Raw genomic sequence first — 24695 nt, 5'->3', positions numbered from 1 at the left:
GTTCGTCATGGTCGCCATGCGCTTCGTGTTCGTCATGGTCGCCATGCGCTTCGTGTTCGTCATGGTCGCCATGCGCTTCGTGTGCGTCGTGGTCGTCATGCGCTTCGTGCTCGCCGTGGTCGCCATGCGCTTCGTGCGCGCCGTGGTCGCCATGCGCTTCGTGTTCGTCATGATCACCATGTGTTTCGTGATCGCTGTGGTCATCATGCGTGTGATCGGCGTTGCTCTGGAGCTGCTCTTCCAGAGCATGCGAAGCCAGAGGGTCGGCACTATGCGTTTCTTCCTCCGCATGAATGGCTTCAAAACCCTCCAGAGACACAAATACCATGCGATCAACTGCCGTATTGGTGCGCTTCAATATGCCGGTAATCTCAAACGGCGCTTCGTCATGGACTTCCAGTGCAACCGTGCCAGAACCGTGGGCATTCACGATCTCTGTGCCAATGCCGTAGTCAAGCCGCTCTGCGACTTCCGCGCCAATGACAGCAGAGGACGCATCCGCAAACTTGGCACCTTCAGCAAACACCAAAGGTTCACCACGGCTGTGCTTGAAGTGCTCAAAATAGTCCTGAGACGTGCCAACAACGGGGAATCCTTTGTGGTTGTCGCCCTGCATCAGCGGCACGGTCCAGGCCACTCCGGGCATCTCTGCAACCACGTCGGCCACGTCACCGGACATGCCTGTACCCGTGGAGCCAACACCAAATAGCGTGGCCAGCAGGATTTGCACGTCGTTGCCTCGAGGGGCGACGATCAGATCGATCCCTGACGCGGAGTTTGCAAAAGACGTGCGTGCGGAGTCGCGCAGGCGCTCGACGCTGAGGATCAGGGCCACGCTTAAGGCAATTGCCAAGACTGTCAGGGAGGCCACAAACCGGCGGTTCCAAAGGCTTTGTGCTACCAATGTCATTGGTTTTCCTCCGAATCCGTCAGACTTGAAATCTCGACCATACGATCGAAGTGTTGATCCAGACCGGTGTCATGGCTGGCCATCAGCAAGGCAGCGCCACTTTTCTGCGCCTGCTGACTTAGCAGCTGCATGAAAGAGTCTTTGGTGTCGGGATCCAACGCTGAGGTTGGTTCATCCGCGAGTATGACTTCGGGCGCACCGATCAACGCTCGGGCCGCGGCCACACGTTGCTGTTGCCCAACGCTGAGGTTGCTTGCTTTGGAGGCCCCCAGAGTGTTTGGGTCTAGTTCGAGTGCTGACATCAGTCGGCGGGCTTCGGTGTCAATGGCGCCGTTCACACGCTGGCGTCGGCGTTTGGAGAACCGGCACGGGAGCAGGACATTGTCCAAAGCACTCAGCCAAGGCACAAGGTTAAATACTTGAAAAATAAGCCCCAAATGGTCCGCCCGAAAGCTGTCCTTCTTGCTGGCGGGCAGCGTTCCGATGTCTTGTCCTGCAATCGTCACCGCGCCACTGGGGATGTCAATCACCCCCGAGATTGCGGAGAGCAGAGTCGATTTACCTGATCCGCTGGGGCCGCGTAGCATCACGCGTTCGCCGGTATCGATGTTTAAAGAGAGGTTTTGCAAAACCGGTGCGTCGCTACCGGGCCAGCTATGGGACAAATTGGAAATATGTATTTGGGACATAAGCTCGTTTTGGGGAAGGCGCGCCGTTTCCAGCACGCCGGATTGGGGGTCTAAACGCGTTCAACCGCCACCAGATCGCTGGTATAAAATGCGAGGTGGTCTTTGATACGTTCGGCGGCTTCAACCGGCGCCTCATAGCTCCATGCCGCATTGGCAATGGTTTGGCTTTTGGTCACGATCGAGAAATGGTTTGCGTCGCCCTTGTACGGACAATGCGTGGTTTTTTCGCTTGGGTCCAAAAACGCCATGGCGATGTCATCACGTGGAAAATAGATCACCGGCTTCAGATCGCCTTCGTTCAACTCCAACGCGTTGTTGCTTTCACCTAGGATGGCACCACCTGCACGGACAACCCAATTGCCTTCTGCTTTGCGGATTGTGATGTTTGTCATGTGTGGTCCCTTTCGGTTTCGCACCAGGTGCGGTTATAGTATAACATATCTTGTTTATCCAGCGGAATTTGTCAGCGTGGCGCAGGCGGCATCCAACCACATCTGCTGCTCTGCTGCGAGTCGTGGTGACAAAACCTGACGGCACGTCGCGTGATAGGCGTTTAACCAGTCCAGCTCGGCTTCGCTCAAGAGGGCTGTCACTACCATAGTCCGGTCAATTGGCGCATACGTGAGATTGCAGAATTGCAGCATCTCGCGGTGGTCATCACCGCCGGACAGGGCGGGGGCTTCCTCGACCACAATCAGGTTTTCGATGCGGATGCCAAAGGCGCCGGGGCGATAATACCCGGGTTCATTAGACAGAATCATGCCTACTTCCAACGGTGTGTCGCTCACCCGGCTCAGGCGTTGGGGACCTTCGTGCACGCAGAGGTAAGCGCCCACGCCATGGCCCAACCCGTGATCAAAGTCTTGACCGGCCATCCACAAAGGCAGGCGACCAATGGCCTCAATGTGGCTACCAGCAACCCCTTTAGGGAAGCGCATGCGTGAGATGGCGATCATGCCTTGCAGCACGCGGGTGAAGGCAATTTTGGCGTCCTCGCTCACCTCACCAATTGGCAATGTGCGGGTGATATCGGTGGTGCCATCGGCGTATTGTCCGCCGCTGTCCAGCACCATCAGGTCGCCGTTTTGCAGCGGACGGTTGGTCTCGTCAGTCACGCGGTAATGCATGATGGCCCCATTAGGGCCAGCACCTGCGATGGTGTCAAAGCTGATTTCCAACAGCGCATTGGTGGCCCGGCGGTATTCTTCCAGCTTTGTCACCACGTCAATTTCTGTCAGTGCGGTTTTGTCTTGTGTATCAAACCAGCTGAGGAAATTCACCACGGCTGCACCGTCACGCAAGTGCGCCTCAGCCATGCCGGCAATCTCAGCCGAGTTTTTGCGGGCCTTGGGCATGACACAGGGATCTTGGCCGAAGCTGATATCGGCACCGCTTTGCATTAGTGCGGATTGAACAGCGATAGGGGCGCTGCCTTTGTCGAGCCGCACAGTGCCGCTCCGTTGGGCAAGGTGCGGAATAAAGCTCTCTGGAGTATGTACGCGCACCGCGTCACCAAGGTGGTCCGTGACATCTGAAAGTTTCTCTGCTGCCATGAAAAGGTCCACGGAAGCGTCGGAGTTGAGCACGGCAAAACCATGGGCCAGCGGGTTACGAGGGATGTCGGCACCGCGAATGTTCAAAAGCCAGGCAATGCTGTCGGGCAGGGTGATCACAGCGGCGCTTTCGCCATGGGCGTTCAGGTCCGCCGCCAGACGTGCGCGTTTGTCGTGATGGGATTCTCCTGCGACAGACGTGGGGTGGCCTTTGACCGGGGCCATTGGTGGCGCAGGTTGGTCTTCCCAAATGGCATCAACCATATTGGGCACTGGCACAAAGGTGATGTCTTTTCCGTCAGCGGCGTTGAGCAGCGCCTCCATCTGGCCCACGGTGTAGAGCCATGGGTCAAACCCCACCTTGCCTGCGCCAAGGTGCTCCACAATCCACGGCCCTGGTAACTCTTCGGGCCAATCCACGGGGGTGAACACATCCGCCACCTGCTGTTGCACCTGTGTGCGGTAGCGGCCATCAACAAACACCCCAGCGATGTCGTTGAGCACCACACAAAACCCTGCCGATCCAGTAAAGCCGGTGAGCCATGCCAAACGGTCATCGCGCGGGGCGACGTATTCGCCTTGATGCGCGTCGGCACGCGGCACCAAAAAACCGTCCAGACCTTCTGTGGCCAACGTCTCGCGTAGCGCTTGCAAGCGGCTCGGCCCCTGTTCCGGGCGGGCGGTGACAGCAAAATCCTGAAACATGAGGTGGTCCTCGCAGCAAGTGAATGGGCGTTCAGTGATACCCAGAGAGCCGCCATTGACAAGTGTCTTGCCTGTGGCGCAAGCAGAAAGGGGGCCAGCCCCCTCGCAGACGCTCACCCCCGGGATATTTACAGACTGAGAATGCAGGTCTTAGCTGACCTTGCGCATCCCCATGACACGCGCACGGGCACGTGGATCGTTGTCAAATAGGGCGGCCAATTGCTCGGTCATGGCACCGGCCAACTGTTCCACATCGGTGATGGTCACCGCGCGGTCATAATAGCGGGTTACGTCGTGGCCAATCCCAATCGCCAGCAGCTCCACCATCTTGCGTTTTTCCACCATGGCGATCACGTCGCGCAGGTGTTTTTCCAGATAGTTGGCCGGGTTCACCGACAGGGTGCTGTCATCCACCGGCGCGCCGTCGGAAATCACCATCAGAATTTTGCGCTGTTCAGGGCGGGCCATCATGCGGCGGTGCGCCCATTCCAGCGCCTCACCGTCGATGTTTTCCTTCAGCAAGCCCTCTTTCATCATCAGACCCAAGTTGGGCCGGACACGCCGCCAAGGAGCGTCCGCTTGTTTGTAGACGATGTGACGCAGATCATTCAGGCGGCCTGGCTGTTGTGGGCGACCGTCGTTCAGCCATTTTTCGCGGGCCAACCCACCTTTCCACGCGCGGGTTGTGAAGCCGAGGATCTCGACTTTCACATTGCAGCGCTCCAGCGTGCGGGCCAAAACGTCAGCACAGATGGCGGCGATGGAAATAGGGCGGCCCCGCATGGAGCCAGAGTTATCAAGCAACAGCGTCACCACGGTGTCGCGGAACTCGGTGTCGTGCTCCATTTTGAAGCTGAGTGGGGTGGTGGGGTTAGCCACAACCCGCGCCAGACGACCGGCGTCCAATGTGCCTTCTTCGAGGTCGAACTCCCAGCTGCGGTTCTGCTGTGCCTGAAGACGGCGTTGCAGGCGGTTTGCCAGACGGCTTACCGCGCCTTTGAGCGGTTCCAGCTGTTGGTCGAGATAGGCACGCAGGCGCTCCAACTCGACCGGCTCGGCCAGTTCTTCCGCGGCAATTTCTTCGTCATGGGTGGTGTCAAAGGCGACGTAATCCGGGTCCGCGTCCGAAATCGGCGGTGCAGGCGGCGGATCCAGTGGCGCATCGCCATCGGGCATCTCAGCCTCATCCGACATCTCATCCTCAGCCATGTCATCCATGGTGACCTGCGCCTCAGACATGTCCTGTTGCTCTTCCTGAGATTGCTCAGGGCTGGCTTCGGTGTCTTCCTCGTCGCTGTCGTCTTGGCCTTGGCTATCCGGATCCTCCTGCTCTTCGGCCTGTTCTTCAGCGTCGTCTTCCTGATCCTCGATATCGTCGGGATCATCACCCAGCTGGTCGCCATACCCAAGATCTTCGATGATCTGGCGAGCGAATTTTGCGAAAGCCTGTTGATCAGACAGCAGGTCTTGCAGGTTGTTAAGGTGGTCACCGGCGCTTTGCTCGATATAGCCGCGCCACAGGTTCATCACATTGGCCGCAGCCGGGGGCAGGTCGCGCCCGGTGGCGAGATGACGTATCAAATAGCCCGCAGCCACAGGCAGAGGCGCCTGTTCCGTGGAGGTCATATCACCATAGCCACGCCCGTTGGCTTCCTGGCTGATTTTCATGTCGATGTTGGTGGCAGTGCCAGGCATGTCGCGCGCGCCCATGCCTTCGCAGCGCGCGGTTTCCATGGCTTCATAGAGATCGCGGGCGATGCCCTGACCCGGCGCATACCGTATGTGCGTGGCGTCATCATGGTACTTGCGCTGCAAGGCAAGCGCATCGGCTGTGCCACGGGCCAGAAGCACTTCGTCGCGGGACATGCGACGGCTGATTTGCGGCAGGCGGATGCTGTCCCCGGACATACCAGAGGGGTCGACCGTGTAGGACACCGATAGTTCGGGATCGTCGGCCATGACTTTTGTGGCCTCGGCCAGGGCCTTTTTGAACGGATCAGCTGGGTTGTCGGTTGGTTTTTTCATAGCAGAGATTAATCACGGTGAAGTGGTGCAGTGCAAGGTTCGAAATGGTGGAAACGCGTTCCACGCGAGCACATTGAAGATGGACATAAAGACGGCTCATCTCGGATCTTAGTCAGGAAATGGAACCTTCTTTATTTGATTGGTGAACGGGGGGCTACCTTGCTGATCTGCCATTGAGACGAAATGGGCCATGCAAGCAAAAGTCTGGTCCAACAAAATTTGCCCTTCACGTACATTGTATGGTGTGTGGTCAGTCAATAGCGCTGCCCAGTAAGTCTCGCCGTGACTCCGCCAATTGGGTTCCCATTCAATTGCAGTTTTGAAGGCTGCTTCAGCTTCTTTTACGCCTCCAACTGTGCGCAGAACCCAATCTGACGGTTGTTTCAAGTTCACCTGAGAACTGTATTTTGATTCACCTGGCTCTAGTGATGAGTTGGCGAGCTTGGCACCCAAAGCTCCAGCCAGTGCCGAGGCATACTCTACGGATAAACAATGGCGCGTGATGCGTTGTGCCGAAGCGTGATCTGGAAAATCTGGCATCGGTTCGGCATTACCGGAGACAGGGACAAGGGTGGCCAATGCGGCCACCCTCAGAAGCTTATCCAAGGCTCACGCTTGCCGCACTTTCCGGCAGCTCTTCATCAAAGCAGCGCTGATAGAATTCGGCCACGGTCTGGCGTTCCAGCTCGTCACATTTGTTCAGGAAGCTCAGGCGGAAAGCGTAGCCAACATCGCGGAAGATTTCCGCGTTTGCTGCCCAGTTGATCACGGTCCGTGGACTCATCACGGTGGACAGGTCACCGTTCATAAACGCGGTCCGGGTCAGGTCAGCCACGGTCACCATCTGGTTGATGATCTTGCGACCTTCGGCGGTGTTGTAGTGCGGCGCTTTGGACAGGATGATCGCGGCCTCGGCGTCGTGGCTGAGGTAGTTCAGCGTGGAGACCAGAGACCAGCGGTCCATCTGGGCTTGGTTGATCTGTTGTGTGCCGTGATACAGCCCGGTGGTGTCACCCAGACCCACGGTGTTTGCTGTGGCAAACAGACGGAAGTAGGGGTTTGGCGTGATCACTTCGTTCTGGTCGAGAAGTGTCAGTTTGCCGTCATGTTCCAGAACACGCTGGATCACAAACATCACGTCGGCACGACCGGCGTCATATTCGTCAAATACAATCGCTGTGTTGTTGCGCAGCGCCCAAGGCAGGATGCCTTCGTGGAATTCGGTGACCTGCTTGCCGTCGCGCAGTTTGATGGCATCTTTACCAATCAGGTCGATCCTGCTGATGTGGCTGTCGAGGTTCACACGCACACAAGGCCAGTTCAGACGGGCGGCAACCTGCTCAATGTGGGTCGATTTACCGGTGCCGTGGTAGCCCTGAATCATCACACGGCGGTTGTGGCCAAAACCGGCCAAGATCGCCAGCGTGGTTTCAGGGTCAAATTTATAGGTTGGGTCGATTTCAGGAACGCGGTCGGTGCGCTCTGCAAAACCCTTGATTTTCATGTCGCTGTCGATGCCGAACACTTCGCGCAGATCAATGTCTTCGGTGGGCTTTGTGTTGGTGTCCATCATGCCGTCCGCCATGTCCTCTGTCCTTCTCCCGGCAGCCCTTTTAGAGCGGCCCAAATCTATCGGCCTTTGGTGCATCAAATCCTGCGGGATCACAAGTGAAACTCTGCAAATTACGTGGTGTTGTCACGAAACTCACAGCCATGTGCTAAGTCGTTAGTTGCTAAACCGATCGCTGGTACGCAATTTTACGACCAAAGGAGGATGGATTATGCAACGTCGCCATTTCTTATCCGCCGCAGGCGCGGCAACCCTCGCAGCTATGGTTTTGCCGCGCACATCTCTGGCCAAGGAGTTTGAGGTCACCCGGACTGAGGCGGAGTGGCGTGCCATGCTCACACCCGTGCAATACAAAGTCATGCGCGATGAGGGCACGGAGCGGGCTGGGTCGTCGCCGCTCGATAAAAACTATGGGAAAGGCACTTACCATTGCCGTGGGTGTGACCTGAAGCTCTACAGCTCCAAACATAAGTACGACAGCGGCACCGGATGGCCCAGCTTCTACAAGTCGCTCCCCAAAGCGATTGGAACCAAGCCGGACCGCAAATTGCTTCGGGTCCGCACCGAATGCCACTGTCGCAGATGTGGGTCTCATCTGGGACACATCTTTGATGATGGCCCGAGACCCACAGGGAAACGCCACTGTCTGAATGGCGTTTCGTTGGTGTTTAAGCCAAAATGAGGCCGGGTGCGCCGCTGCCGAGGTGGGGCATTAAGTACGGTGACGGCGCAACCCGGCCTCGCTTCTCCGGAGGTGGATCATGGGAAAAGAACCGACCACTTAAGCGGCCACGGCCTCCGGGGAATCTGAGAAGCGATATCCAAGCCCATAAAGGGTCTCGATCGCCATAAAGTCGGGCGCAACTTCGCGGATCTTACGCCGGATGCGTTTTATCTGGCTGTCGATGCTGCGATCGGTGACAAACACGTCACCGCCATAGGCAAGGTCCAAAATATTGGCCCGGCTGAGCACTTGCCCGGGGCGTTGCGCGACGATCCATAGCACGTTGAACTCGGTCGCGGTCAGTGCAACCTCTGTGCCGTCCCAGCGGGCCTCGTGACGGAGCCGATCCAGTCGCAACGCTCCGCGCTGAATCACCGTTAGGTCATCCGCGTCACGGTGATTTGGTGCGGCGCTGCGCAAGGCTGCTGCCACGCGGGCGCCAAACACGCGCATCGAGAACGGTTTGGCCAGATAGTCGTCGGCCCCTAGGCGCAGCAGCATTGCCTCTTCGGTGGCGCTGGCGGTCGTGCTGGTCACGACAACCGGGATGCCAAAGGTGTTGGTGATCCGCTCAATCACATTGAGAGCATCCATAGAGCGTTGTCGCAGCTCCATGACCACCAGGTCCGGTGCCTGCCGGGCCAAGTCGCTCAGCGCGGTGTCAGGCGCAACGTGGCACAGGCTGTCGTGCCCGTCGTGCAGCAGCACTTCCTGCATCGCCATCATGTGGTGACGGTCCGGTTCGATTAGAAGGATTTTGGACATGGCCGCCCCCCGATCTGACCGCCACGCGCTGCCGAGTCATGTCGTGTGATTGCCACAAGTTGTGGCTGCCCAAGCTGGTTTATCCATACCAGCGCAACCAGGGCGCTAAGTACTAAAGCACTGAAAAACATGGCACCTCCCTTTTGAGATCTGATGTGAAAACTCGAAGAGAGTGTCTTGTCTCTTCATTCATCACACAGATGGGGAGGGTTCAGGCGCTTGCTTTGGGCAAAGTTGCCACTGTTTTGTCAAACCACGCCAATCGTGGCCGTTTTGACAAAGTCCGCTCAGGTCAGCGATTGCCGACGCTCGCCCGGCGATTGACCGGTCCAGCGTTTGAAGGCGGAGGCAAAGGAACTCACGTCAGAATAGCCTAGCAGAAAGGCAATCTCGCTCTGGCTCATATCGCTGTTCTTCAGGTAGCGGTCTGCCATTGCTCGGCGGAAATTCGACAACACGGTCTGGTAGGTGGTGTTGGCATCTCCCAAGCGGCGCGCCAAGGTGCGCGCGCTCATGCCCAGATCTCTGGCAACTACGGAAACCGACGTTTGCCCAGAGGCCATACGATCTGAGATGGCTTTTTCAACCACCAGTTCGATGTTGGACCGGTTCTTGGGGCGTTGCGCCAGGACCAGATCAGCATGCGCTTGCAGAACCTTGTGGAGCCCTTCGTCTGACGTGCTCAGCGGCACGTCCAGATCAGCGGTGCGGTATTGCAGGCTGTTCCATTGCGCCCCAAAAGTGACCGGGCACCCCAAAAGCTTCTCAAGCTCGGCCGCATTGTGTTTGCGACGGTGGCAAAAGGTGATGTGCTTGGGCAATACCGTGCGCGGCAACAACCGGTTAGTACCGCTAAGAAACTGGCTCACCTGGGCCTCAACAAATCGCCCGGTTTCCACCGTAGCCGGAATGTCCAGCCGCCATTTGAAAATTCCCTGATCATCCAGCTCGGAAATGTCACTTTCCATCGCCTCGGAGAACACCTGACCGTAACGCGCGAGGTTTGTGACAATGCACCGGATATCCTTGGAAGACCGCCCGAGGTAGCCAATCAGCCCGAGTTTTGCAAACCGCCGCGTTTGTCCCCAGCGCACCGCAATCAGGTCATCCTGTGTCAAGGCAAGGCCGTTTTCGACAATCCGCGCCAGTCCGGCGAGGGGGACCAGACTTTCGCTGTCCTGGAGTTCAGCGAGGGTGATGCCGGTTCCTTTGAGCACCTCTCTCTCGGGAAAGCCGAGTCCAATGATGTACTCGGAAAAATCGCGCCCCATGGCCGCAACATGTTTGGCGGAATTTTGCATCATGCGCACACATCACCGCATTTGTCGCTCAAAATCAAGACCGTGGCTGGAAGCTTGACCAGAAGCCAAGAATTCACTAGGTTTGTGTACCTTGGTACCAAGGTAGGATTCGTGCCGTGAAGAAAATAGAACGTGTGCAAACCGGGCTACGGCTGGAGAAGCGGCTCCTCAAAGTCATGAAAGGCCTGGCGGAGCACTTGGATATGTCCACAGCCGAGTTGGTAGAGGGGGTGATGCTGCATGCACTTGATGGCAAAGCCCCGTTTTCTCAGCAAACACTGCAGAAGGCTGCGATGTTGCGAGAGGTTTATGATCTCAACCTGTCGGCTGAGGACTCGCACAAACTGTCCGAAGAAGGATCAGACACATGAGACCATATCGTCAGACATTGCTCGCGATCGACAGCGGGACGTTGAATCCGGCAGATTTTGACCACCAAACCCATGTTGCGGTGGCATTCGAGGCCCTGCGTGAGGATGATTTCTTTACCGCGTCCAAGCGCATTGCGGATGGGCTGAAGCGGTTGACCATTTCGGCGGGTGTACCAGAGAAATTCCACGCCACGATTACACAGGCTTATATGTGTGCCATTGCAGAAGCCATGCATGTGTCCCCGGTAGAGACAGCAGAAGAATTCTTGGCGCAAAATGCGGACCTGTTGGCCGGTGGCTTTCTGAAAATCCGCTACAGTCAGGCGTGTCTCACATCCGAATTGGCGCGGCGGGTGCCGCTTTTGCCGGATCGGGTGCCCAACGCCGCTTAAGCTTTGTCGAGCGCTGCGCGGACAGCGGCGGCGATTTTGGTGCGGCTGTCCGCATCCATGCCCTGCATATCAACAACCAGGTTTTCGCCTTCCTCGCGTGCCGTGGCTGGGCGACGATTTGCGCCGTGGCGTAGCACACGATAGGGGATGATTTCTCTGGAAATGCCTTTGAAGTGTTGCGGCTCCAACGCCTCTGCTTTCACCAGATCGCGGGCATGCGCATAGGTTTCATAGCTCATAACAATGCCGCCGGGTTCCGCGATGCCTTCCAGCCTTGCAGCAAGGTTCGCTTCAGCTCCAATGATGGTGTAGTCCATGCGGGTGTCGCTGCCAAAATTTCCCACATTACAATACCCGGTGTTGATGCCCATGCGAGCGCGGAACGGATGCTCGATGCCCTTGGCGCGCCATTGCACCTCCAGCTCGTCCAAGCGTGCCTGCATGTCGAGCGCCATGCGCACACAGGCGCGCGCGTCTTCGGTGACGCCGTTGGTGGTGGGGTCTCCAATGAAGGCGACAATCGCGTCGCCAATGAACTTGTCGATGGTCGCGCCGTGTTTTTGCGCAATGGCGCCCATCTCGGTGAAATATTCGTTGAGCAACGCAGTCAGTTCTTCCGGTTGCATGCGTTCCGTTGTGGCGGTGAAATCTTTGATGTCGCTAAAAAACACCGTGAGCTTTTTGCGCTCGGTGCTGATCGCCACATCCCGTTCGCCTTCAAAAATTGACCGATACACCTGTGGCTCGAGGTATTTTGAAATTTTGAGCGATACATCCGCGAGGAAGGAGTTGTTTTCCGTCAGCTCGTCGTTGGCTGCGGCAAATTTTTCAGCCAACCGCAGCTGGTGTTTGGCAAAGGCAATGCCAAAGGTCCCGGCAATCAGCAGGTAACTGAGCAGGAATTTGAAGGACGCCAAGTCCAGAGTCAGCGGCTGTCGCACATGCACCACCTGAAGGCCGCGCACGTCTCCAACTTTCCAATCGGTCTTGGAGCTTTCGGGGTGGCTGTTGTGACACGCGACACAGGCGTCTTGCATGTAGACTGGGGCCGCCAAGGTCATCCGGTGGTCGAGCAAACCACCTTCTTCTGCAATTATCCGGTCGCGTTCATTTGCCGGGTCGCGAAAGGCCTGAAGCGCTCGGGTTTCAAACTCCGTCATATGGCGTTGCGGGCGGCCGACAAACGGGTGGTCGGACACAAAGTGGTAATCGACCCCAGGCAGGATCTCTGAAAACCGGGCGGACAATTCGATGGCAGCCGTGGCCGGGATCGGAAAGGCGCCTTCGATGTCATGGTAGTCGTGGCGGGCTTGGGGCGTATTGGGCGCGGCCTGGACACGGGCGACCACGTTCTCCGCATAATAAGAGCGCACATCATCCATCAGCTTATTCAAACTTGTCGCTTGGCGATGCAGGTTGTGGTGGGACAAGCTGTTGAGATCGAGCCAAAGGGCTACAGGCAGCAAGAGGACCGCACCGGCCACAACAGTATAAAGTCGTTTTGGGTGTGCTGTCAGATATTCAATCAGTCGATGCATCGCCGTTTCCCCGCTGTGCTCGCGCATTCACACTTCAGTGATACTTAAGCGTTGTTACAGTACAAACGGATTTCAAGCATTTTTCCGTCGCAAACAAAAAAGGCGCGACCCTTCGGTCACGCCTCACACATTGCGTTGCGCTACAGTTATTTAAAGTTGCGGCTCTCTTTGATTTGATCCCACGCCCACATGACTTCCTGCAGCTGGTCTTCTTGGCTGCGGTCGCCACCGTTCATATCGGGGTGCAAAACCTTGATGAGCTTTTTGTAAGCCTTGCGAATTTCAGCCTTGGTCCAGCTGTCTTTGGCTTCCAGAATCTCCATAGCGCGGCGTTCCGTGGGCGGCAGACGTTTGCCCGCACCGCCGCCTTTGCCGGGGTTCTGCGTGGCATTGCCGCCGAGCACTTGATGCGGGTTCTCGATGCCCAAGCGGGCCCAAGCACGGGCCTCAGGGTCGGTAAACTTCTTGGTCTCGCGCTCCCAGACCTTGTCTTTGGAGTTTTGCGCGTTCAGCTCCGCTTCGGTTTTGCCGTCAAAGAAGTTCCATTTCAGATTGTACTCGCGGATGTGTTCTTTGCAGAACCACTTGAATTCATCGAGTACATCGGGCGCACGTGGGGCGCGGTATGCCCCCGGCTCTTCGCATCCCGGATGCTCGCAAACGCGTTGTGACGTCTCTGACGCCCCTGACATGCCACGACGCCCTCGCGGGTTTTTCTTCTTTGCCGATTTAATCGACATGTCGAAACCAAAAGGATCTGATTTTGTCATTCGCGCACCTATTCGACTCGGAGCGGAGAGTTTACCCTAACCGGCGTCAGATTGAAGAGGCTGGAGATAAAAATTATGAGCGTCGCACAGGAAATTCACGACAAATTGTCCACCGCCTTTTCGCCGGTTGACCTGCAAGTTGTGGACGACAGCGCAAGTCACGCAGGACATGCGGGAGCCCCGGCTGGTGGCGAGAGCCATTTCAACGTCCGCATCCGTGCCGCTGCCTTTGCGGGGCAAAACCGCTTGGCCCGTCACCGGGCTGTGCATGCTGCTTTGGGGGCGGATTTGGTGGGGAGAATCCACGCCTTGGCACTGGACATAGACGCGGCCTAAGCGGGATTACTTGGACTGTTCCAGAGTCTCGACGCGCTTTTTTAGCGCCACGTTCACATCATCCACCGAGTCGGCCTCGTCCGGGTCCTTTTCCGCAGATGCGCCGGTCTTGTCGTTTTCGGCAAGCACTAGCGTGTCCTCAGTGGCAGCTGTCTCCGCTTGAGGCTCTGGCTCTGCAGGGCTGTCGTCCGGTGCAGGCAGTTCTGCCACCTTTGGGGCTTCCAGCGTTTCCGGTTGAAACGCCGCCACATCCCCCGCCTTTGCCCTACGGAACACCAATACCGAACGGTAGCTGGTGTTCGACCCGGTCAAGCCGCTGCGTTCCTCATGTGGCAACGTGTCGGCGCGCAGGTATTCCCAGCCTTCGGCACCCAGACGGTTCATCTCGATCTCAAGCGCATTTGCAAAGCGGCCTTCTGGCCCTTTGATGCCTTTGGCCTTTTGTCCACGTGTCGGGGCGGGGACCACTTTGTATTCATAAGTCATTGAAAAATCCGGTATTCATTGTTTGGCGGCGGTTAGCCGCGCAATCTCTTTGGCAATTTGCGCAGGCGGTCCGGATATTCCGGCACCTCTGCACTTTCCTTGAACATAGCCCAACTTGGGAACTTGTCTTGCGGGTCGCGGTTTTTGGACAGTTGGGTGCGCATCACCGGCTGGCCAAGCTCGTCGCCCAAGGCGTCCACGCAAATCTGCACCAATGGCCATTTTTCATGATAGTCGTGTCCGGCAATCATGCCTCCCACCTTCACTTTTTTGAGCCAGTCAAACATGGTTTTTCCGCGCTCTTCACCGGTGTGGGCGTAGCCGTCAACATAGACATAGTCGAAAAACTCATCCGGAAAGGCATTCAATGCCTCCTTAAAAGTCATCCGCAACAGCCAGTAATTCTGCCCCATGCCGATGTTCTTTAGCGCTTTGATGTATTCCTTGGTGTCGTGTTTATCGCCATAAATGTCGACCCCGTAGAGCTCTTTGAAAAGCCCACCTTCCATCAACCTCTTAGAGTACCAGCCTCCGGCCACCCCAAGCTCAATTCCAATGAGCCCATCGCGTTCCAGAAACTGCGGCAATTCCTTGCGCTCTTGTATGATGTCGATCACGTCTACCATTTGGCGGCTACCGTTTCACGTGACGACAAGGAGGTCCAGTAAATTGGCTGCCTGTGACGCGCTTGCCGATTAAACGTGTCACCTCTGCATCGCGTCTCATTTGCGGCGAAGCCCCATGATCCGTCCGACTCTTTCGGGGCGGGGGAGGCCGCTATGGGCGTCCGACAGCTCAGCGAATTTGGCAAGTATCTCTTCTGGCATTGGAGCAACGCGGGGCCCGTTTTGGTCAATATGCAACCCAACACCTTCACCGGTGGCCGAGATCCAGCCATCAGGGTGAATCAGTTCCTGATAGAAATGAAAGCTTTTGGCGTCGTAGTCGAGCAGTTGAAAGCTTGCGGTGACCTCATCTCCCAGGTGCAGTTCCCGCAAGTAGCACAAGTGAAATTCTGCGGAGAACGTTGTGTTGCCGGTGCGCTCTCGATAGGCGGGACCAAAGCCCAAAAACGCGCCGAGCTGGTCCACGCCACGATCAAACAGCACGTTGTAATACGCCATATTCAAGTGCCCATTAAAGTCGAGCCATTGTTCTTCGACGGCCATCGGTTTGGAGACAAATGGGGCGGTCATGGCAATCCTCCTATTGCTGCTAAACCTGTATGGCGCTCGCTCTGGCGCGGATCAACCTTTGGCTGAAGGTGTAACGTAGGGGCACAAAGGAGTGAGGCTGTGTTTCGCAGCGCTTCTATGGTGGGAAGCCCTTATTTTTAAGCAAAATCGGAGGGGTATTTCACAAAAGTCTAAGCGCTTTTGCAGGCCTTATTCAGGCAATGCTTAAGCTTCGCCACCTACCGTTTCCCTGTGTGTGGGCAACGATGAGTGGCACGATGGAGTGGCGAGACAAACGTCTTTCGACAGCAATTATTTTGGTGACCAGCGTTCTGGCAGGTTGCGGTGGCGAGGATACCCCGGCGGTGAAAGATACCGGAGGCGGCTCAGAGGGGTCATCTCTGCCGCAAACCGACAGTCAGATTTTACTGGCGTCGTTCCTCAGCAGCCTGGACAGCGTCCGCAGCCAGGCCAATCGCCTTCTCAGTGGCGATGTGCGGTACCAGGTGCAGGCCGCTGCAGGAGATCAGTTTGTTGATCGCAACAACAACCGGCGCTTTGATTCCAACACGGACACAAGGCTGGAAGGCAATCCCATTGAACATTCGGGCATTCATTATGCCCATGCCGCTGGCTTGACAGGTGAAGGGCAGATTATTGCCTTTTCCGACAGCGGGTTTCGCACAGGGCATGAGGCCTTTTCCGGCAAAAGCATCACCACTGGGTCCGGCATGTCGCAAGACGATCACGGAACTTTTGTGGCCTCCATCGCAACGGGCATTTCTGACGATATGATTGGCGTTGCGCCAAATGCTGATGCCATTTTTGGCAGTTTCAATACCTATTCCCAGCTTGCAGAAACCGCCAACGCAGCAGCCCGCGCGGGGGCTGTGGCGCTCAATAACTCCTGGGGGTATTCGGGCATGACCGCGACCCGCTCAGACTACAATTTTATCTTTGGCTCCTCCTCGGGGCGCGACTATCTCGATGCGCTGCGCAATTATGCGGATGACGGGATTGTCGTTTTTTCAGTGTCCAATGATTACAACGAGTCCAATGTGGGTTTGATGGCCGGTTTGCCGGTTTTGGAGCCTACGTTGGAGAACAGCTGGCTTGCGGTTGTAAATGGCGTGCCGACATTGCGTGGCGATGATGTTGTGTCGGCGGAGCGTGTGTCTGCGGGCTGCGGTGAGGCCGCCGCTTGGTGCATTTCCGCAAACGGCAGTTGGACAGGCGCCACTGCAAATTCCAACAGCAGTTATTCCTTTGGCACGGGCACGTCTTATGCGGCGCCAACGGTTTCCGGTGCCTTGGCGCTGCTGGCCGAAGCCTTCCCAGATATGACCCATCAGGAATTGCGCATTCGGCTTTTGGCCTCCGCTGACAATGAGTTTTCTGGTTTCAGAGAGGCAGGCACCGTAGAATTGGTTCCCGGTTTTGAGCACGCCTACAGCGAAGAATGGGGACATGGCTTTCTGGATGTGGCCGCTGCTTTGCTGCCGATAGGGCAAACCACGGTCACCACGCGCAACGGCACAGCGGTTAACACCGACGAGCCACTTGCGGTGGTTGGTGCAGCTAGCGGCGATGCCGTGGCGCGCTCTTTGCGCAACGTGAATGTGGTTGGCAAAGACTCCCTGTCTGCCTCCTTTATGATTGATGCCTCCCAGATGGTGGCGCACCGTCAAGCGGCGCCAATGTTTGCCGCACATGATGCAATCAACTTTGACCAATACCGCGTACCGGAGTTTGGGTCGTCGTCTTTCTTTGGTGCGCGCACAGGGCTGCCGATGCAGCTTCTGGACAGCGAATATGATCTCTCAATTTACCGGTCTCGTAGTGGTGGCTCCGATCGCTTTGGCCTCGGCCTACGCCGGACATTCGATCTTGGTGGCGCCAGCTTGCAGATTGGCGGCGGTCTTGGCGAGGACACAATGAACCTGCTGTCCGATTGGAACGGAGGCACCGACACGTCCCTTATGTCGATGGATATGGCGTTGTCCGCGGATGTGTCTGACAATGCTCAGATCAGATTTGCGCTTGGTTATGCCTTGGGGCAGGAGGCCTCCAGCCTGGGGCAATCTGCTGATGTTTTGCTCAATGGCGGTGCTGTGACCTACGCCCATCAACATGCGTTCTCGCACAATGACCGGCTGAGCCTGTCGCTGTCGATGCCGGCTGCGGTGTCCTCTGGCACAACTTCCGTGGCGTTGCCGGTGGTGAATGATGCAGGGGCTGTCACGCACCAGAACGTGCCCATTGATCTGGCCCCTTCGGATCGGGAAATGCGCCTGACACTAAGCTATGAGCGTCCGCTCACTCGCCGCACCAATCTGGGGCTGTCTCTGGCACATGCTGTCAACCGCGGCCATATCCCAGGCGCACGTGAGACGGCCGTGATGTTTGGCCTGCGGACACGGTTTTAAGCCAGTTCGTTAACGCCAAAAATGCGTAACGCGCCGGTTTTGACACCGACGCGTTACAGTCACGATACAGACGCAATACCGACGTGGCTTTTAGCCGTTCAGCTTCTGCGCCACCAATTGGTTAACGGCCTTCGGATTGGCTTTGCCGCCGGTCGCTTTCATCACCTGACCGACAAACCAACCCGCCAGTTTCGGGTTCTGCTTGGCCTTCTCAACCTGGGCTGGGTTGGCCGCAATGATCTCGTCCAGCGCGGCTTCAATCGCACCGGTGTCAGTCACCTGCTTGAGGCCCTTTTCTTCTACGATTTTGGCCGGATCGTCCTTGGTTTCGATATGAATCTCAAGCACTTCCTTGGCAATTTTGGTGCTGATCTCATCAGACGCCACCATCGCCAGAATGGCCGCGTTTGCCTCTGGGGCAACCAGGTCCTGAGGTGCTTTTTCCGCTTTGTTGGCGCGGCCCAGCACTTCGTTGATCACCCAGTTGGCGGTTTTCTTGCCGTCACCTTTGCCTACGGAGGCTTCAAAGTAGGTGGCTAGATCCACCTCGGCAGTCAGCACGGAAGCGTCATATTCGGTCACGCCGTAGTCATTGATAAAGCGGGCTTTTTTCTCGTCCGGCAGCTCCGGCAAACCTTTGGCGATATCGTCTACCCAGCCTTGTTCAATCTCCAGTGGGAGCAGGTCAGGGCAAGGGAAATACCGGTAGTCATGCGCTTCTTCTTTGGAGCGCATGGAGCGGGTCTCGTTTTTGTCCGCATCATACAACCGTGTTTCCTGATCGACCGTGCCGCCAGCTTCGACAATAGCGATCTGACGCTTGGCTTCGTAGTCAATCGCCGCCTGAATGAAGCGCATGGAGTTCATGTTCTTGATTTCGCAACGGGTGCCGAGGTGGGAGAAGTCCTGTGTTTCCATATACTTCTCATACTGGCCCGGACGGCAGATCGACACGTTCACATCCGCGCGTAGGTTGCCGTTCTGCATGTTGCCATCACAAGTGCCCAAGTAGCGCAGGATCTGACGCATCTTGGTTACGTAAGCGGCAGCTTCTTCAGGACCACGAATGTCGGGGCGGCTGACAATTTCCATCAGCGCCACACCGGTCCGGTTCAGGTCCACAAAGGACATATTTGGGTCCATGTCGTGCACAGATTTGCCGGCGTCCTGCTCTAGGTGAATGCGCTCAATGCGCACCAAACGCGCCACACCTGGGCCCATGTCGACCAGAATTTCCCCTTCGCCTACAATCGGTTCGTACAGCTGGGAGATTTGGTAGCCCTGCGGCAGATCCGGATAGAAGTAGTTCTTGCGGTCAAAGGCGGACTTCAGGTGGATCTCGGCTTTCAGGCCCAGGCCAGTACGCACCGCTTGCTCCACACAATACTCGTTGATGACTGGCAACATGCCCGGCATTGCGCTGTCCACGAAGGCCACATTGGAGTTTGGCTCCGCGCCAAATTGGGTGGAGGCACCGGAGAACAGCTTGGCATTGGAAGAGACCTGAGCATGCACCTCCATACCAATGACCAATTCCCAGTCATGTTTGGCGCCCGCGATTACTTTGGGCTTTGGGGTCTCATATGTCAGGTCGAGCATCGCTCACGCTCCTTGAATATCTGGCTGATCTGCGTTCTAGGCCAGCCAGATAAAAGGAGCAAGAGGGCGGGTGACTTATGGGTTGATTTGGGTGATGCCGTCGGGCGAAAAATGCACAGTCTGTCCAGCTTGCAGCCCGGCCATAAACGGCATGGCAACAGCTTGCAACGCCACATCGCGGCCCTTGGCAGACAGGCGTTCTTTGGAAATCACACGCGACGTGTTTTCAAACCCAATCTCCGCATGGCCCCAAATCAGCGGGTGAATTTCGCGCAAATGCTCGCGTACGACCATGTCAAACCCCGCGCGTAACGCCGGAGGCAGGTCTTCGCGCAGGCCGTCCGCGCCGTATTGCGACCGGGCATGTTGCCAGCTGCGATACAGGTGAGCCGCCATAAGGTTTGCGGAATGTTGATCCCCGCTGCGTTGCAGGGCATCCGTGACACCGTCGATGAAGTAGTCAACCTCCATCATCTCCAAGCCATTTGGATCAACCAACAAGGCGTCAAACCAAACCCATGCATAAGCGCCTGCTCCCCAAATATCGTAGGTTTGCGCGGCAATGCGACGGGCCTGCAAGTCAAGGTGGGCAAAATCACCGTACCAGCGAGGGAGGAGATAGTTGCCCAAAGCCCGCATATGGCGTGGGTTGAGGGGATCCAATTGGATCAGCGATTCAAACTCCGTACACAACGTGTTGAGAGGTTGGGCAGATCCCGGCAAAAGCGCACATCGCGCTGCGGAGAGGGCGGGAGAGAAGTATTGCTTGGGGCAATACCGGTTCAAAATGTCAGCCGCGCGATCAAAATGTGCCTGAAAGGCATCCCGGTTCACATCTCGCACATCGTCTTTGGCGGCGGCGCCGCGCCACGCCCAGCCGATGTCAATGTGCATATGGGCCACCACCAAGGCCATTGGATAGCTGTTGGGGTAGTCTTCCAGCAAGACTTCAAGGGCTTCAATTCCTGAGAAAAAATCCGCGCCTTCCGCAGGGCGGCCATGAAGCAACGCATGCTCTGCGGCACGCACAACGTCCGATCGTGCGCCAAACAACATGAGCTCCGCAAGCGGCGTGCCCGTCGCTGTGGTGGCGCGGTTTTGGTCGTGTGTGCGGATCAGCTCTTCTAGTTCTTCCCAGAGCTCCTGACGGGCGAGGAATTGTCCATGATCGCGAATCTTCTCGCTTTCGATTTGATCTGGCGTGGAGGCGTTGATTGGTATTTCCAGACGGCTCAAAAGAGTGCGGAACGTGTTGTTCCCTTCTCCAGAAAGATCAGATGCTTCTGGCTTTCGTGGCGCAGAAAACGCTTGTCCCAATCGGCGCAAAGTCGGCGCAGGTGCCGCCGGATGCCCTTGGGATTTGGCCTGATTTCTGGAAAACAATTTCATTATAGCTCCGATCTTCTCACAGGTCGGACTATGGGCGCGTATTCAGGCCAAAAAAGGGCACCAAGTTGAAATCATACGGACAGTGTCTGCCCAATTATGGTCAAATTCCTTACTCAAATCAGGCGCAGGCGATCACGCTTGATTGGGATGTCGTGCCGAGAAAGTGCGGCCTCTAAATCGGTGCGAGGTGGTAAAACATCTTGTGGAATCCGCACCTTAGCATCGTCAAACATGATCAGAGTGATGCGAAAGGCAACCCCGAGACGGGTGGCAATATGGGCCGACTTGATTTGATGGAAGCCAAGCTCCGCCTCTTGGGTGACGTTTTTCCAACGAATGCCGTTTTCGTCGAGCGCAAAACTTGCAATCGGGTTGAAGATCACGTCCACAAACGCAGGCACGGCGATAAGAGAGAGCACCACGACAATTGCCCAGTGCACGCCAATGGCAAGCAGTCCGAGCAGACCTGCGCTGACCAGGCACAACATCACAATACTGCGTGGATTACGACCGTGATGAGTGTGTTGAAGCGTGTCCATTGTCATCGGCCTCCCGAGACATCGAGTGTGCTACCGGTGATATAGCTGGCGTCATCTGACAGCAGAAACAGAATGGCGCGGGCAATTTCTTCTGCAGTGCCAGCGCGTTGCATCGGAATCTTATGTGCCAGAAGTTTGGCACGGTCTGGTGCGCCACCTTTGGCGTGGATCTCCGTGTCGGTGATGCCGGGGCGGAGGCTGTTGACGCGAATGCCTTGTGCGGCGACCTCGTCGGCCAGACCCTTGGTGAAAGTGTCAATGGCCGCTTTGGAGGCGGCGTAATCGACATATTCATTGGCGGAGCCGGTGCGGGAGGCCACGGAGCTTACATTGACAATGGCGCCGCCGCCTTGCGCTTGCATGCGGATCACCGCCTCTTTGGCGACAAGCATGGCGCCGATCACATTGACATCAAACATACGTTTCAACCGCGTGTGGGTGAACTCGGTCACAGGCGCGCCTTGGTCCACGATGCCAGCGTTGTTAGCGAGCGCGTCCACGCGGCCGAAGCTTGCGTCGATGGCTTTGAACATGGCTTCGACTTGGTCGGGATCCGCCACGTCAGCTTGAAAGAGTTCTGCACAGACGCCAAATGAGCGCACTGTTTCTGCAATACTTTCAGCACCTTGGGTGTCGCTGCGGTAGTTTAACGCGAGGTCATAGCCCGCTTCGGCAGCCAGTTTGGCGGTGGCGGCGCCAATGCCTGCGCTGGCGCCGGTGATCAGAAGAACCTTGGACATTATGCCTCCAGAATGCGGGTCACCATTTCGGTGGTGTCGCGGCTCAACCCATCTTGACTGGCGATCCGCTCAAGCTGTGCTTTCAAGAGCGCCTGCCGCTTGGCATCGTAGCGTTTCCAGGTTTGGAAGGCGCTGCACATACGCGCGGTGGTCTGTGGGTTCACAGGGTCCAGCTTGATCAGCCAGTCCGCCAGCACCTCGTAGGCCTCACCCGGCTCGTGGTGGAAACCCGCGTGATGTGCGGCCATGACACCCATAACTGCACGGAAGCGATTGGGGTTTTTCCAATCAAAGTCAGTGTGTTGGGTGAGCGTGGTGACAGTTGTCGCGAGCTGTTCTGGTTTGGCAAACATCACCTGCATCGAAAACCATTTGTCGATCACAAGCCGGTCGTCTTTCCATTGGTCATAGAAGGCTGCGACGGCATTGTCCCCTTTGTCCGCATCCAGAAGCGCACCAAAGGCTGCGAGTTGCAGCGTCATGTTGTCGGCGGATTTGTATTGTTTCGCAGCAGCTTCACCACCGTCCAGCCGGGTCAACAGGGAGAGCGCGGCATTTGCAAGGCTGCGCTTGCCGGCAGGCTCCGCATCTGGCGAGAAGGGACCCGCGACCTGATTAGAGGCGTAGATGTCGGGCAGCAGGTCCGCAAAGAACTTGGCCTTGGCATCGCGCAAGGATTCCGTGGCTGCATGGATTGTAGACGGGTCTGGTGTGTGGCCCTGTTTATGCAGAATGCCGGCCAATTCGGACTGCGAAGGCTGTCCCACCATTAATGCGCGGTAGGCCGGATCAAGGCTGTCGTCGCGCAAAAGTGTTTTCAGACCAGAGAGATAGTCTTGGTTGGGAGCGGTCCCATCCACGATTGTGGCAATCAGGCTGTCGCGTGCGAGATCGCGGCCCGCTTCCCAGCGGTTGAACGGATCGGTGTCATGCGCGAGCAAGAAGGCGCGGCGGGCGTTGTCGATGTCTTGGGTCAACGTCACCGGGGCAGAAAAGCCGCGTAAAACCGAGGGGATAGGGCGGGTGGCATGACCCTTAAAGGTGAAGCTCTGTTCCGCTTTGGTGAGTTCCAGCACCTCAGTGGGCAGCACTTCATCGCCATTGTCATTGAGCAGACCCACAGCCACCGGGATAACTTGTGGAGCCTTTGTGTCCTGACCCGGCGTTGAGACGCTGGATTGGCTCAGGTGCAGGGTGAAGGTGTCGCCATCGTACTCTTCGCGCACGGTGACTTCGGGCGTGCCGGATTGGGAGTACCAGAGTTTGAACTGCGTAAGGTCACGGGCAGTGCTGTCCTCAAAGACTTTGATCCAGTCCTCAATTGTGCAGGCCTGACCGTCGTGGCGCTCAAAATAGAGGTCGAGCGCCCTAGAGTAGGCGTCATCTCCGACCAGGGTTTTCAGCATGCCAATAACTTCGGCGCCTTTTTCATACACAGTGGCGGTGTAGAAGTTGTTGATTTCCTGAAAGCTTTCGGGGCGCACTGGGTGCGACAGCGGGCCTTGGTCTTCGGGGAACTGGCGGCCACGCAGGGCGAGCACGTCGTCAATCCGTTTGACCGGCTCAGAGCGCATATCGGCGGTGAACTGCGCGTCGCGGAAGACGGTCAGGCCTTCTTTCAGGCAAAGCTGGAACCAGTCGCGGCAGGTGATGCGGTTGCCGGTCCAGTTGTGGAAATACTCATGCGCGATGATGGCTTCGATGCGTTCAAAGTTGCCGTCTGTTGCAGTTTCCGGGGAGGCAAGCACGCAGGAACTGTTGAAGATGTTCAGCCCTTTGTTCTCCATCGCGCCCATGTTGAAATCATCCACGGCGACGATGTTGAACTCATCAAGGTCATACTCGCGACCGTAGACCTCTTCGTCCCATTTTATAGACTTTTTAAGGGCTTCCATGCCGAAAGCACATTTGTGCTCATCCCCGGGGCGGACGTAGATCGACAGACGCACGTCTTTGCCGGACGTGGTTTTGAAGCTGTCTTCGTGGGCGATCAGATCACCGGCCACAAGCGCAAAGAGATAGGCAGGCTTGGGCCAAGGGTCGATCCAGACCGCGTAGTTGCTGGCCGGTGTGACGGTTTGGTTGGTGCCGTATTCGTCGCCGTTGCCGTTAGATAGTAGCTTTGGTGTGTTTTCCACGTCGCCTTCGATGCGCACGGTGAAGGTGGCCATCACGTCTGGACGGTCAGGATAATAGGTGATTTTGCGGAAGCCTTCGGCCTCACATTGGGTGCAATACATGCCGTTGGACATGTAGAGGCCTTCGAGTGCGGTGTTGGCCTCTGGGTTGATTTCAACCTCAGCTTCCCAGGTGAAAGGGCCGTTGGGCACGTCGACTTCGATGCCGCCGTCTACGGTGTGGGGGGTAACCTCTGTACCGTCAATCTTGGCGTTGATCAGCTTAAGCTGTTCACCATGCAGGAAAAACCGCTTGTCAGTCGCCTCAGGATTGGGCCGAAATGCGATTTTGGAGAGCACCCGTGTTTTGGTGGGATGAAGGCGAAACGTCAACTCGACGCCATCCACGATGAAGCCAAACGGGGTGTAATCTTTGAGATAGATCGTTTGCGGCGCGGCGTCTTTCATCACGGTCTCCATTGGTTGCTCATCTTGGTGTAGCTTGTAGGGCGGCACTCGCAAGGGGGTAGGCGATTTTTCACAAAATGGATGTGCAGTTTCGCAAATTTATGGAA

At 56.8% G+C, this 24695-nt stretch carries 24 protein-coding genes; 5 read left to right on the top strand and 19 right to left on the bottom strand.

Features of this window, described 5'->3' with window-relative positions; translation table 11 throughout:
• The 7 genes from JXR15_RS07105 to cobS all read right to left on the bottom strand — a co-directional run.
• A partial coding sequence (locus JXR15_RS07105; protein WP_422052537.1) for an ABC transporter permease occupies positions 1-910 on the bottom strand: 910 nt, incomplete at its 3' end.
• Positions 907-1599: an ABC transporter ATP-binding protein gene (locus tag JXR15_RS07100; protein WP_422052536.1), complete on the bottom strand. Its 693-nt coding sequence runs from the start codon at positions 1597-1599 to the stop codon at positions 907-909. The genes JXR15_RS07105 and JXR15_RS07100, both read right to left, overlap by 4 nt.
• Before the next feature lie 50 nt (positions 1600-1649).
• Entirely contained in the window at positions 1650-1991 is a 342-nt protein-coding gene (locus JXR15_RS07095) for a DUF427 domain-containing protein (protein WP_422052535.1), read from the bottom strand.
• A gap of 54 nt (positions 1992-2045) precedes the next feature.
• Positions 2046-3857 carry an aminopeptidase P family protein gene (locus JXR15_RS07090; protein WP_422052534.1) on the bottom strand — a complete coding sequence of 604 codons (1812 nt, stop codon included), beginning with the start codon at positions 3855-3857 and terminating at the stop codon, positions 2046-2048.
• A gap of 150 nt (positions 3858-4007) precedes the next feature.
• On the bottom strand, positions 4008-5882 hold the full coding sequence (gene cobT, locus JXR15_RS07085) for a cobaltochelatase subunit CobT (RefSeq protein ID WP_422052533.1): 1875 nt from the start codon (positions 5880-5882) through the stop codon (positions 4008-4010).
• Positions 5883-5990: 108 nt separating this feature from the next.
• Positions 5991-6488, bottom strand: a complete 498-nt coding sequence (locus tag JXR15_RS07080) for a hypothetical protein (RefSeq protein WP_422052532.1) — start codon at positions 6486-6488, stop codon at positions 5991-5993.
• On the bottom strand, positions 6481-7467 hold the full coding sequence (gene cobS / locus JXR15_RS07075) for a cobaltochelatase subunit CobS (protein ID WP_422052531.1): 987 nt from the start codon (positions 7465-7467) through the stop codon (positions 6481-6483). Before cobS ends, JXR15_RS07080 begins: the two co-directional genes overlap by 8 nt.
• Positions 7468-7663: 196 nt before the next feature.
• Between cobS and msrB the strand changes: the two genes are divergently transcribed.
• On the top strand, positions 7664-8134 hold the full coding sequence (gene msrB / locus JXR15_RS07070) for a peptide-methionine (R)-S-oxide reductase MsrB (RefSeq protein WP_422052530.1): 471 nt from the start codon (positions 7664-7666) through the stop codon (positions 8132-8134).
• Positions 8135-8233: 99 nt separating this feature from the next.
• On the opposite strand, the gene JXR15_RS07065 is transcribed toward msrB, so the two are convergent.
• Together JXR15_RS07065 and JXR15_RS07060 are read right to left on the bottom strand one after the other, a co-directional pair.
• Positions 8234-8941 carry a response regulator transcription factor gene (locus tag JXR15_RS07065; RefSeq protein ID WP_422052529.1) on the bottom strand — a complete coding sequence of 236 codons (708 nt, stop codon included), beginning with the start codon at positions 8939-8941 and terminating at the stop codon, positions 8234-8236.
• 287 nt (positions 8942-9228) lie between these two features.
• Positions 9229-10245 (bottom strand): AraC family transcriptional regulator ligand-binding domain-containing protein, encoded by a 1017-nt coding sequence (locus tag JXR15_RS07060; RefSeq protein ID WP_422052528.1) that lies wholly within the window; start codon positions 10243-10245, stop codon positions 9229-9231.
• A 113-nt stretch (positions 10246-10358) separates the two neighbouring features.
• Here JXR15_RS07060 and JXR15_RS07055 point away from each other — a divergent pair, with 113 nt between their 5' ends.
• On the top strand, positions 10359-10613 hold the full coding sequence (locus JXR15_RS07055) for a hypothetical protein (RefSeq protein WP_422052527.1): 255 nt from the start codon (positions 10359-10361) through the stop codon (positions 10611-10613).
• Entirely contained in the window at positions 10610-11005 is a 396-nt protein-coding gene (locus JXR15_RS07050) for a hypothetical protein (protein ID WP_422052526.1), read from the top strand. Before JXR15_RS07055 ends, JXR15_RS07050 begins: the two co-directional genes overlap by 4 nt.
• Here JXR15_RS07050 and JXR15_RS07045 read toward each other — a convergent pair.
• Positions 11002-12543: an adenylate/guanylate cyclase domain-containing protein gene (locus JXR15_RS07045; protein WP_422052525.1), complete on the bottom strand. Its 1542-nt coding sequence runs from the start codon at positions 12541-12543 to the stop codon at positions 11002-11004. The genes JXR15_RS07050 and JXR15_RS07045 overlap by 4 nt on opposite strands.
• Positions 12544-12689: 146 nt before the next feature.
• On the bottom strand, positions 12690-13313 hold the full coding sequence (locus JXR15_RS07040; RefSeq protein ID WP_422052524.1) for a DnaJ domain-containing protein: 624 nt from the start codon (positions 13311-13313) through the stop codon (positions 12690-12692).
• Between the two features lie 75 nt (positions 13314-13388).
• On the opposite strand from JXR15_RS07040, the gene JXR15_RS07035 reads away from it, so the two are divergent.
• Positions 13389-13649 carry a BolA family protein gene (locus JXR15_RS07035; RefSeq protein ID WP_422052523.1) on the top strand — a complete coding sequence of 87 codons (261 nt, stop codon included), beginning with the start codon at positions 13389-13391 and terminating at the stop codon, positions 13647-13649.
• Positions 13650-13655: 6 nt separating this feature from the next.
• On the opposite strand, the gene JXR15_RS07030 is transcribed toward JXR15_RS07035, so the two are convergent.
• From JXR15_RS07030 to JXR15_RS07020, 3 genes are all read right to left on the bottom strand, one after another.
• Complete coding sequence (locus JXR15_RS07030; RefSeq protein WP_422052522.1) at positions 13656-14135, bottom strand: DUF4177 domain-containing protein; 480 nt, start codon at positions 14133-14135, stop codon at positions 13656-13658.
• Positions 14136-14167: 32 nt separating this feature from the next.
• Positions 14168-14761 (bottom strand): class I SAM-dependent methyltransferase, encoded by a 594-nt coding sequence (locus tag JXR15_RS07025; RefSeq protein WP_422052521.1) that lies wholly within the window; start codon positions 14759-14761, stop codon positions 14168-14170.
• Between the two features lie 96 nt (positions 14762-14857).
• Positions 14858-15331, bottom strand: coding sequence for a thioesterase family protein (locus tag JXR15_RS07020; RefSeq protein ID WP_422052520.1), 474 nt, complete (start codon positions 15329-15331; stop codon positions 14858-14860).
• Between the two features lie 245 nt (positions 15332-15576).
• Here JXR15_RS07020 and JXR15_RS07015 point away from each other — a divergent pair, with 245 nt between their 5' ends.
• Positions 15577-17736, top strand: a complete 2160-nt coding sequence (locus tag JXR15_RS07015; RefSeq protein ID WP_422052519.1) for a S8 family peptidase — start codon at positions 15577-15579, stop codon at positions 17734-17736.
• A 90-nt stretch (positions 17737-17826) separates the two neighbouring features.
• On the opposite strand, the gene gatB is transcribed toward JXR15_RS07015, so the two are convergent.
• The 5 genes from gatB to pepN form a co-directional block, all read right to left on the bottom strand.
• Positions 17827-19335, bottom strand: a complete 1509-nt coding sequence (gene gatB, locus JXR15_RS07010) for an Asp-tRNA(Asn)/Glu-tRNA(Gln) amidotransferase subunit GatB (RefSeq protein ID WP_422052518.1) — start codon at positions 19333-19335, stop codon at positions 17827-17829.
• 75 nt (positions 19336-19410) lie between these two features.
• Positions 19411-20724 carry a hypothetical protein gene (locus JXR15_RS07005; protein ID WP_422052517.1) on the bottom strand — a complete coding sequence of 438 codons (1314 nt, stop codon included), beginning with the start codon at positions 20722-20724 and terminating at the stop codon, positions 19411-19413.
• Between the two features lie 113 nt (positions 20725-20837).
• Complete coding sequence (locus JXR15_RS07000; protein ID WP_422052516.1) at positions 20838-21263, bottom strand: hypothetical protein; 426 nt, start codon at positions 21261-21263, stop codon at positions 20838-20840.
• 2 nt (positions 21264-21265) lie between these two features.
• Positions 21266-22003, bottom strand: a complete 738-nt coding sequence (locus JXR15_RS06995; RefSeq protein WP_422052515.1) for an SDR family oxidoreductase — start codon at positions 22001-22003, stop codon at positions 21266-21268.
• Complete coding sequence (gene pepN, locus JXR15_RS06990; RefSeq protein ID WP_422052514.1) at positions 22003-24588, bottom strand: aminopeptidase N; 2586 nt, start codon at positions 24586-24588, stop codon at positions 22003-22005. Before pepN ends, JXR15_RS06995 begins: the two co-directional genes overlap by 1 nt.
• Positions 24589-24695 lie beyond the last annotated feature (107 nt).

This window comes from Shimia sp. (assembly GCF_049116215.1).
In the GTDB taxonomy this organism is placed as follows: domain Bacteria; phylum Pseudomonadota; class Alphaproteobacteria; order Rhodobacterales; family Rhodobacteraceae; genus Shimia.
This window is presented reverse-complemented; position numbering and strand designations above follow the sequence as displayed.

What these genes read in the sequence shown, in the direction of transcription:
- JXR15_RS07100 (WP_422052536.1), bottom strand. Translation starts at nt 1,599, where the DNA reads ATGTCCCAAATACATATTTCCAATTTGTCCCATAGCTGGCCCGGTAGC.
- JXR15_RS07095 (WP_422052535.1), bottom strand. Translation starts at nt 1,991, where the DNA reads ATGACAAACATCACAATCCGCAAAGCAGAAGGCAATTGGGTTGTCCGT.
- JXR15_RS07090 (WP_422052534.1), bottom strand. Translation starts at nt 3,857, where the DNA reads ATGTTTCAGGATTTTGCTGTCACCGCCCGCCCGGAACAGGGGCCGAGC.
- cobT (WP_422052533.1), bottom strand. Translation starts at nt 5,882, where the DNA reads ATGAAAAAACCAACCGACAACCCAGCTGATCCGTTCAAAAAGGCCCTG.
- cobS (WP_422052531.1), bottom strand. Translation starts at nt 7,467, where the DNA reads ATGGCGGACGGCATGATGGACACCAACACAAAGCCCACCGAAGACATT.
- msrB (WP_422052530.1), top strand. Translation starts at nt 7,664, where the DNA reads ATGCAACGTCGCCATTTCTTATCCGCCGCAGGCGCGGCAACCCTCGCA.
- JXR15_RS07065 (WP_422052529.1), bottom strand. Translation starts at nt 8,941, where the DNA reads ATGTCCAAAATCCTTCTAATCGAACCGGACCGTCACCACATGATGGCG.
- JXR15_RS07060 (WP_422052528.1), bottom strand. Translation starts at nt 10,245, where the DNA reads ATGATGCAAAATTCCGCCAAACATGTTGCGGCCATGGGGCGCGATTTT.
- JXR15_RS07050 (WP_422052526.1), top strand. Translation starts at nt 10,610, where the DNA reads ATGAGACCATATCGTCAGACATTGCTCGCGATCGACAGCGGGACGTTG.
- JXR15_RS07045 (WP_422052525.1), bottom strand. Translation starts at nt 12,543, where the DNA reads ATGCATCGACTGATTGAATATCTGACAGCACACCCAAAACGACTTTAT.
- JXR15_RS07040 (WP_422052524.1), bottom strand. Translation starts at nt 13,313, where the DNA reads ATGACAAAATCAGATCCTTTTGGTTTCGACATGTCGATTAAATCGGCA.
- JXR15_RS07035 (WP_422052523.1), top strand. Translation starts at nt 13,389, where the DNA reads ATGAGCGTCGCACAGGAAATTCACGACAAATTGTCCACCGCCTTTTCG.
- JXR15_RS07030 (WP_422052522.1), bottom strand. Translation starts at nt 14,135, where the DNA reads ATGACTTATGAATACAAAGTGGTCCCCGCCCCGACACGTGGACAAAAG.
- JXR15_RS07025 (WP_422052521.1), bottom strand. Translation starts at nt 14,761, where the DNA reads ATGGTAGACGTGATCGACATCATACAAGAGCGCAAGGAATTGCCGCAG.
- JXR15_RS07020 (WP_422052520.1), bottom strand. Translation starts at nt 15,331, where the DNA reads ATGACCGCCCCATTTGTCTCCAAACCGATGGCCGTCGAAGAACAATGG.
- JXR15_RS07015 (WP_422052519.1), top strand. Translation starts at nt 15,577, where the DNA reads ATGAGTGGCACGATGGAGTGGCGAGACAAACGTCTTTCGACAGCAATT.
- gatB (WP_422052518.1), bottom strand. Translation starts at nt 19,335, where the DNA reads ATGCTCGACCTGACATATGAGACCCCAAAGCCCAAAGTAATCGCGGGC.
- JXR15_RS07005 (WP_422052517.1), bottom strand. Translation starts at nt 20,724, where the DNA reads ATGAAATTGTTTTCCAGAAATCAGGCCAAATCCCAAGGGCATCCGGCG.
- JXR15_RS07000 (WP_422052516.1), bottom strand. Translation starts at nt 21,263, where the DNA reads ATGGACACGCTTCAACACACTCATCACGGTCGTAATCCACGCAGTATT.
- JXR15_RS06995 (WP_422052515.1), bottom strand. Translation starts at nt 22,003, where the DNA reads ATGTCCAAGGTTCTTCTGATCACCGGCGCCAGCGCAGGCATTGGCGCC.
- pepN (WP_422052514.1), bottom strand. Translation starts at nt 24,588, where the DNA reads ATGAAAGACGCCGCGCCGCAAACGATCTATCTCAAAGATTACACCCCG.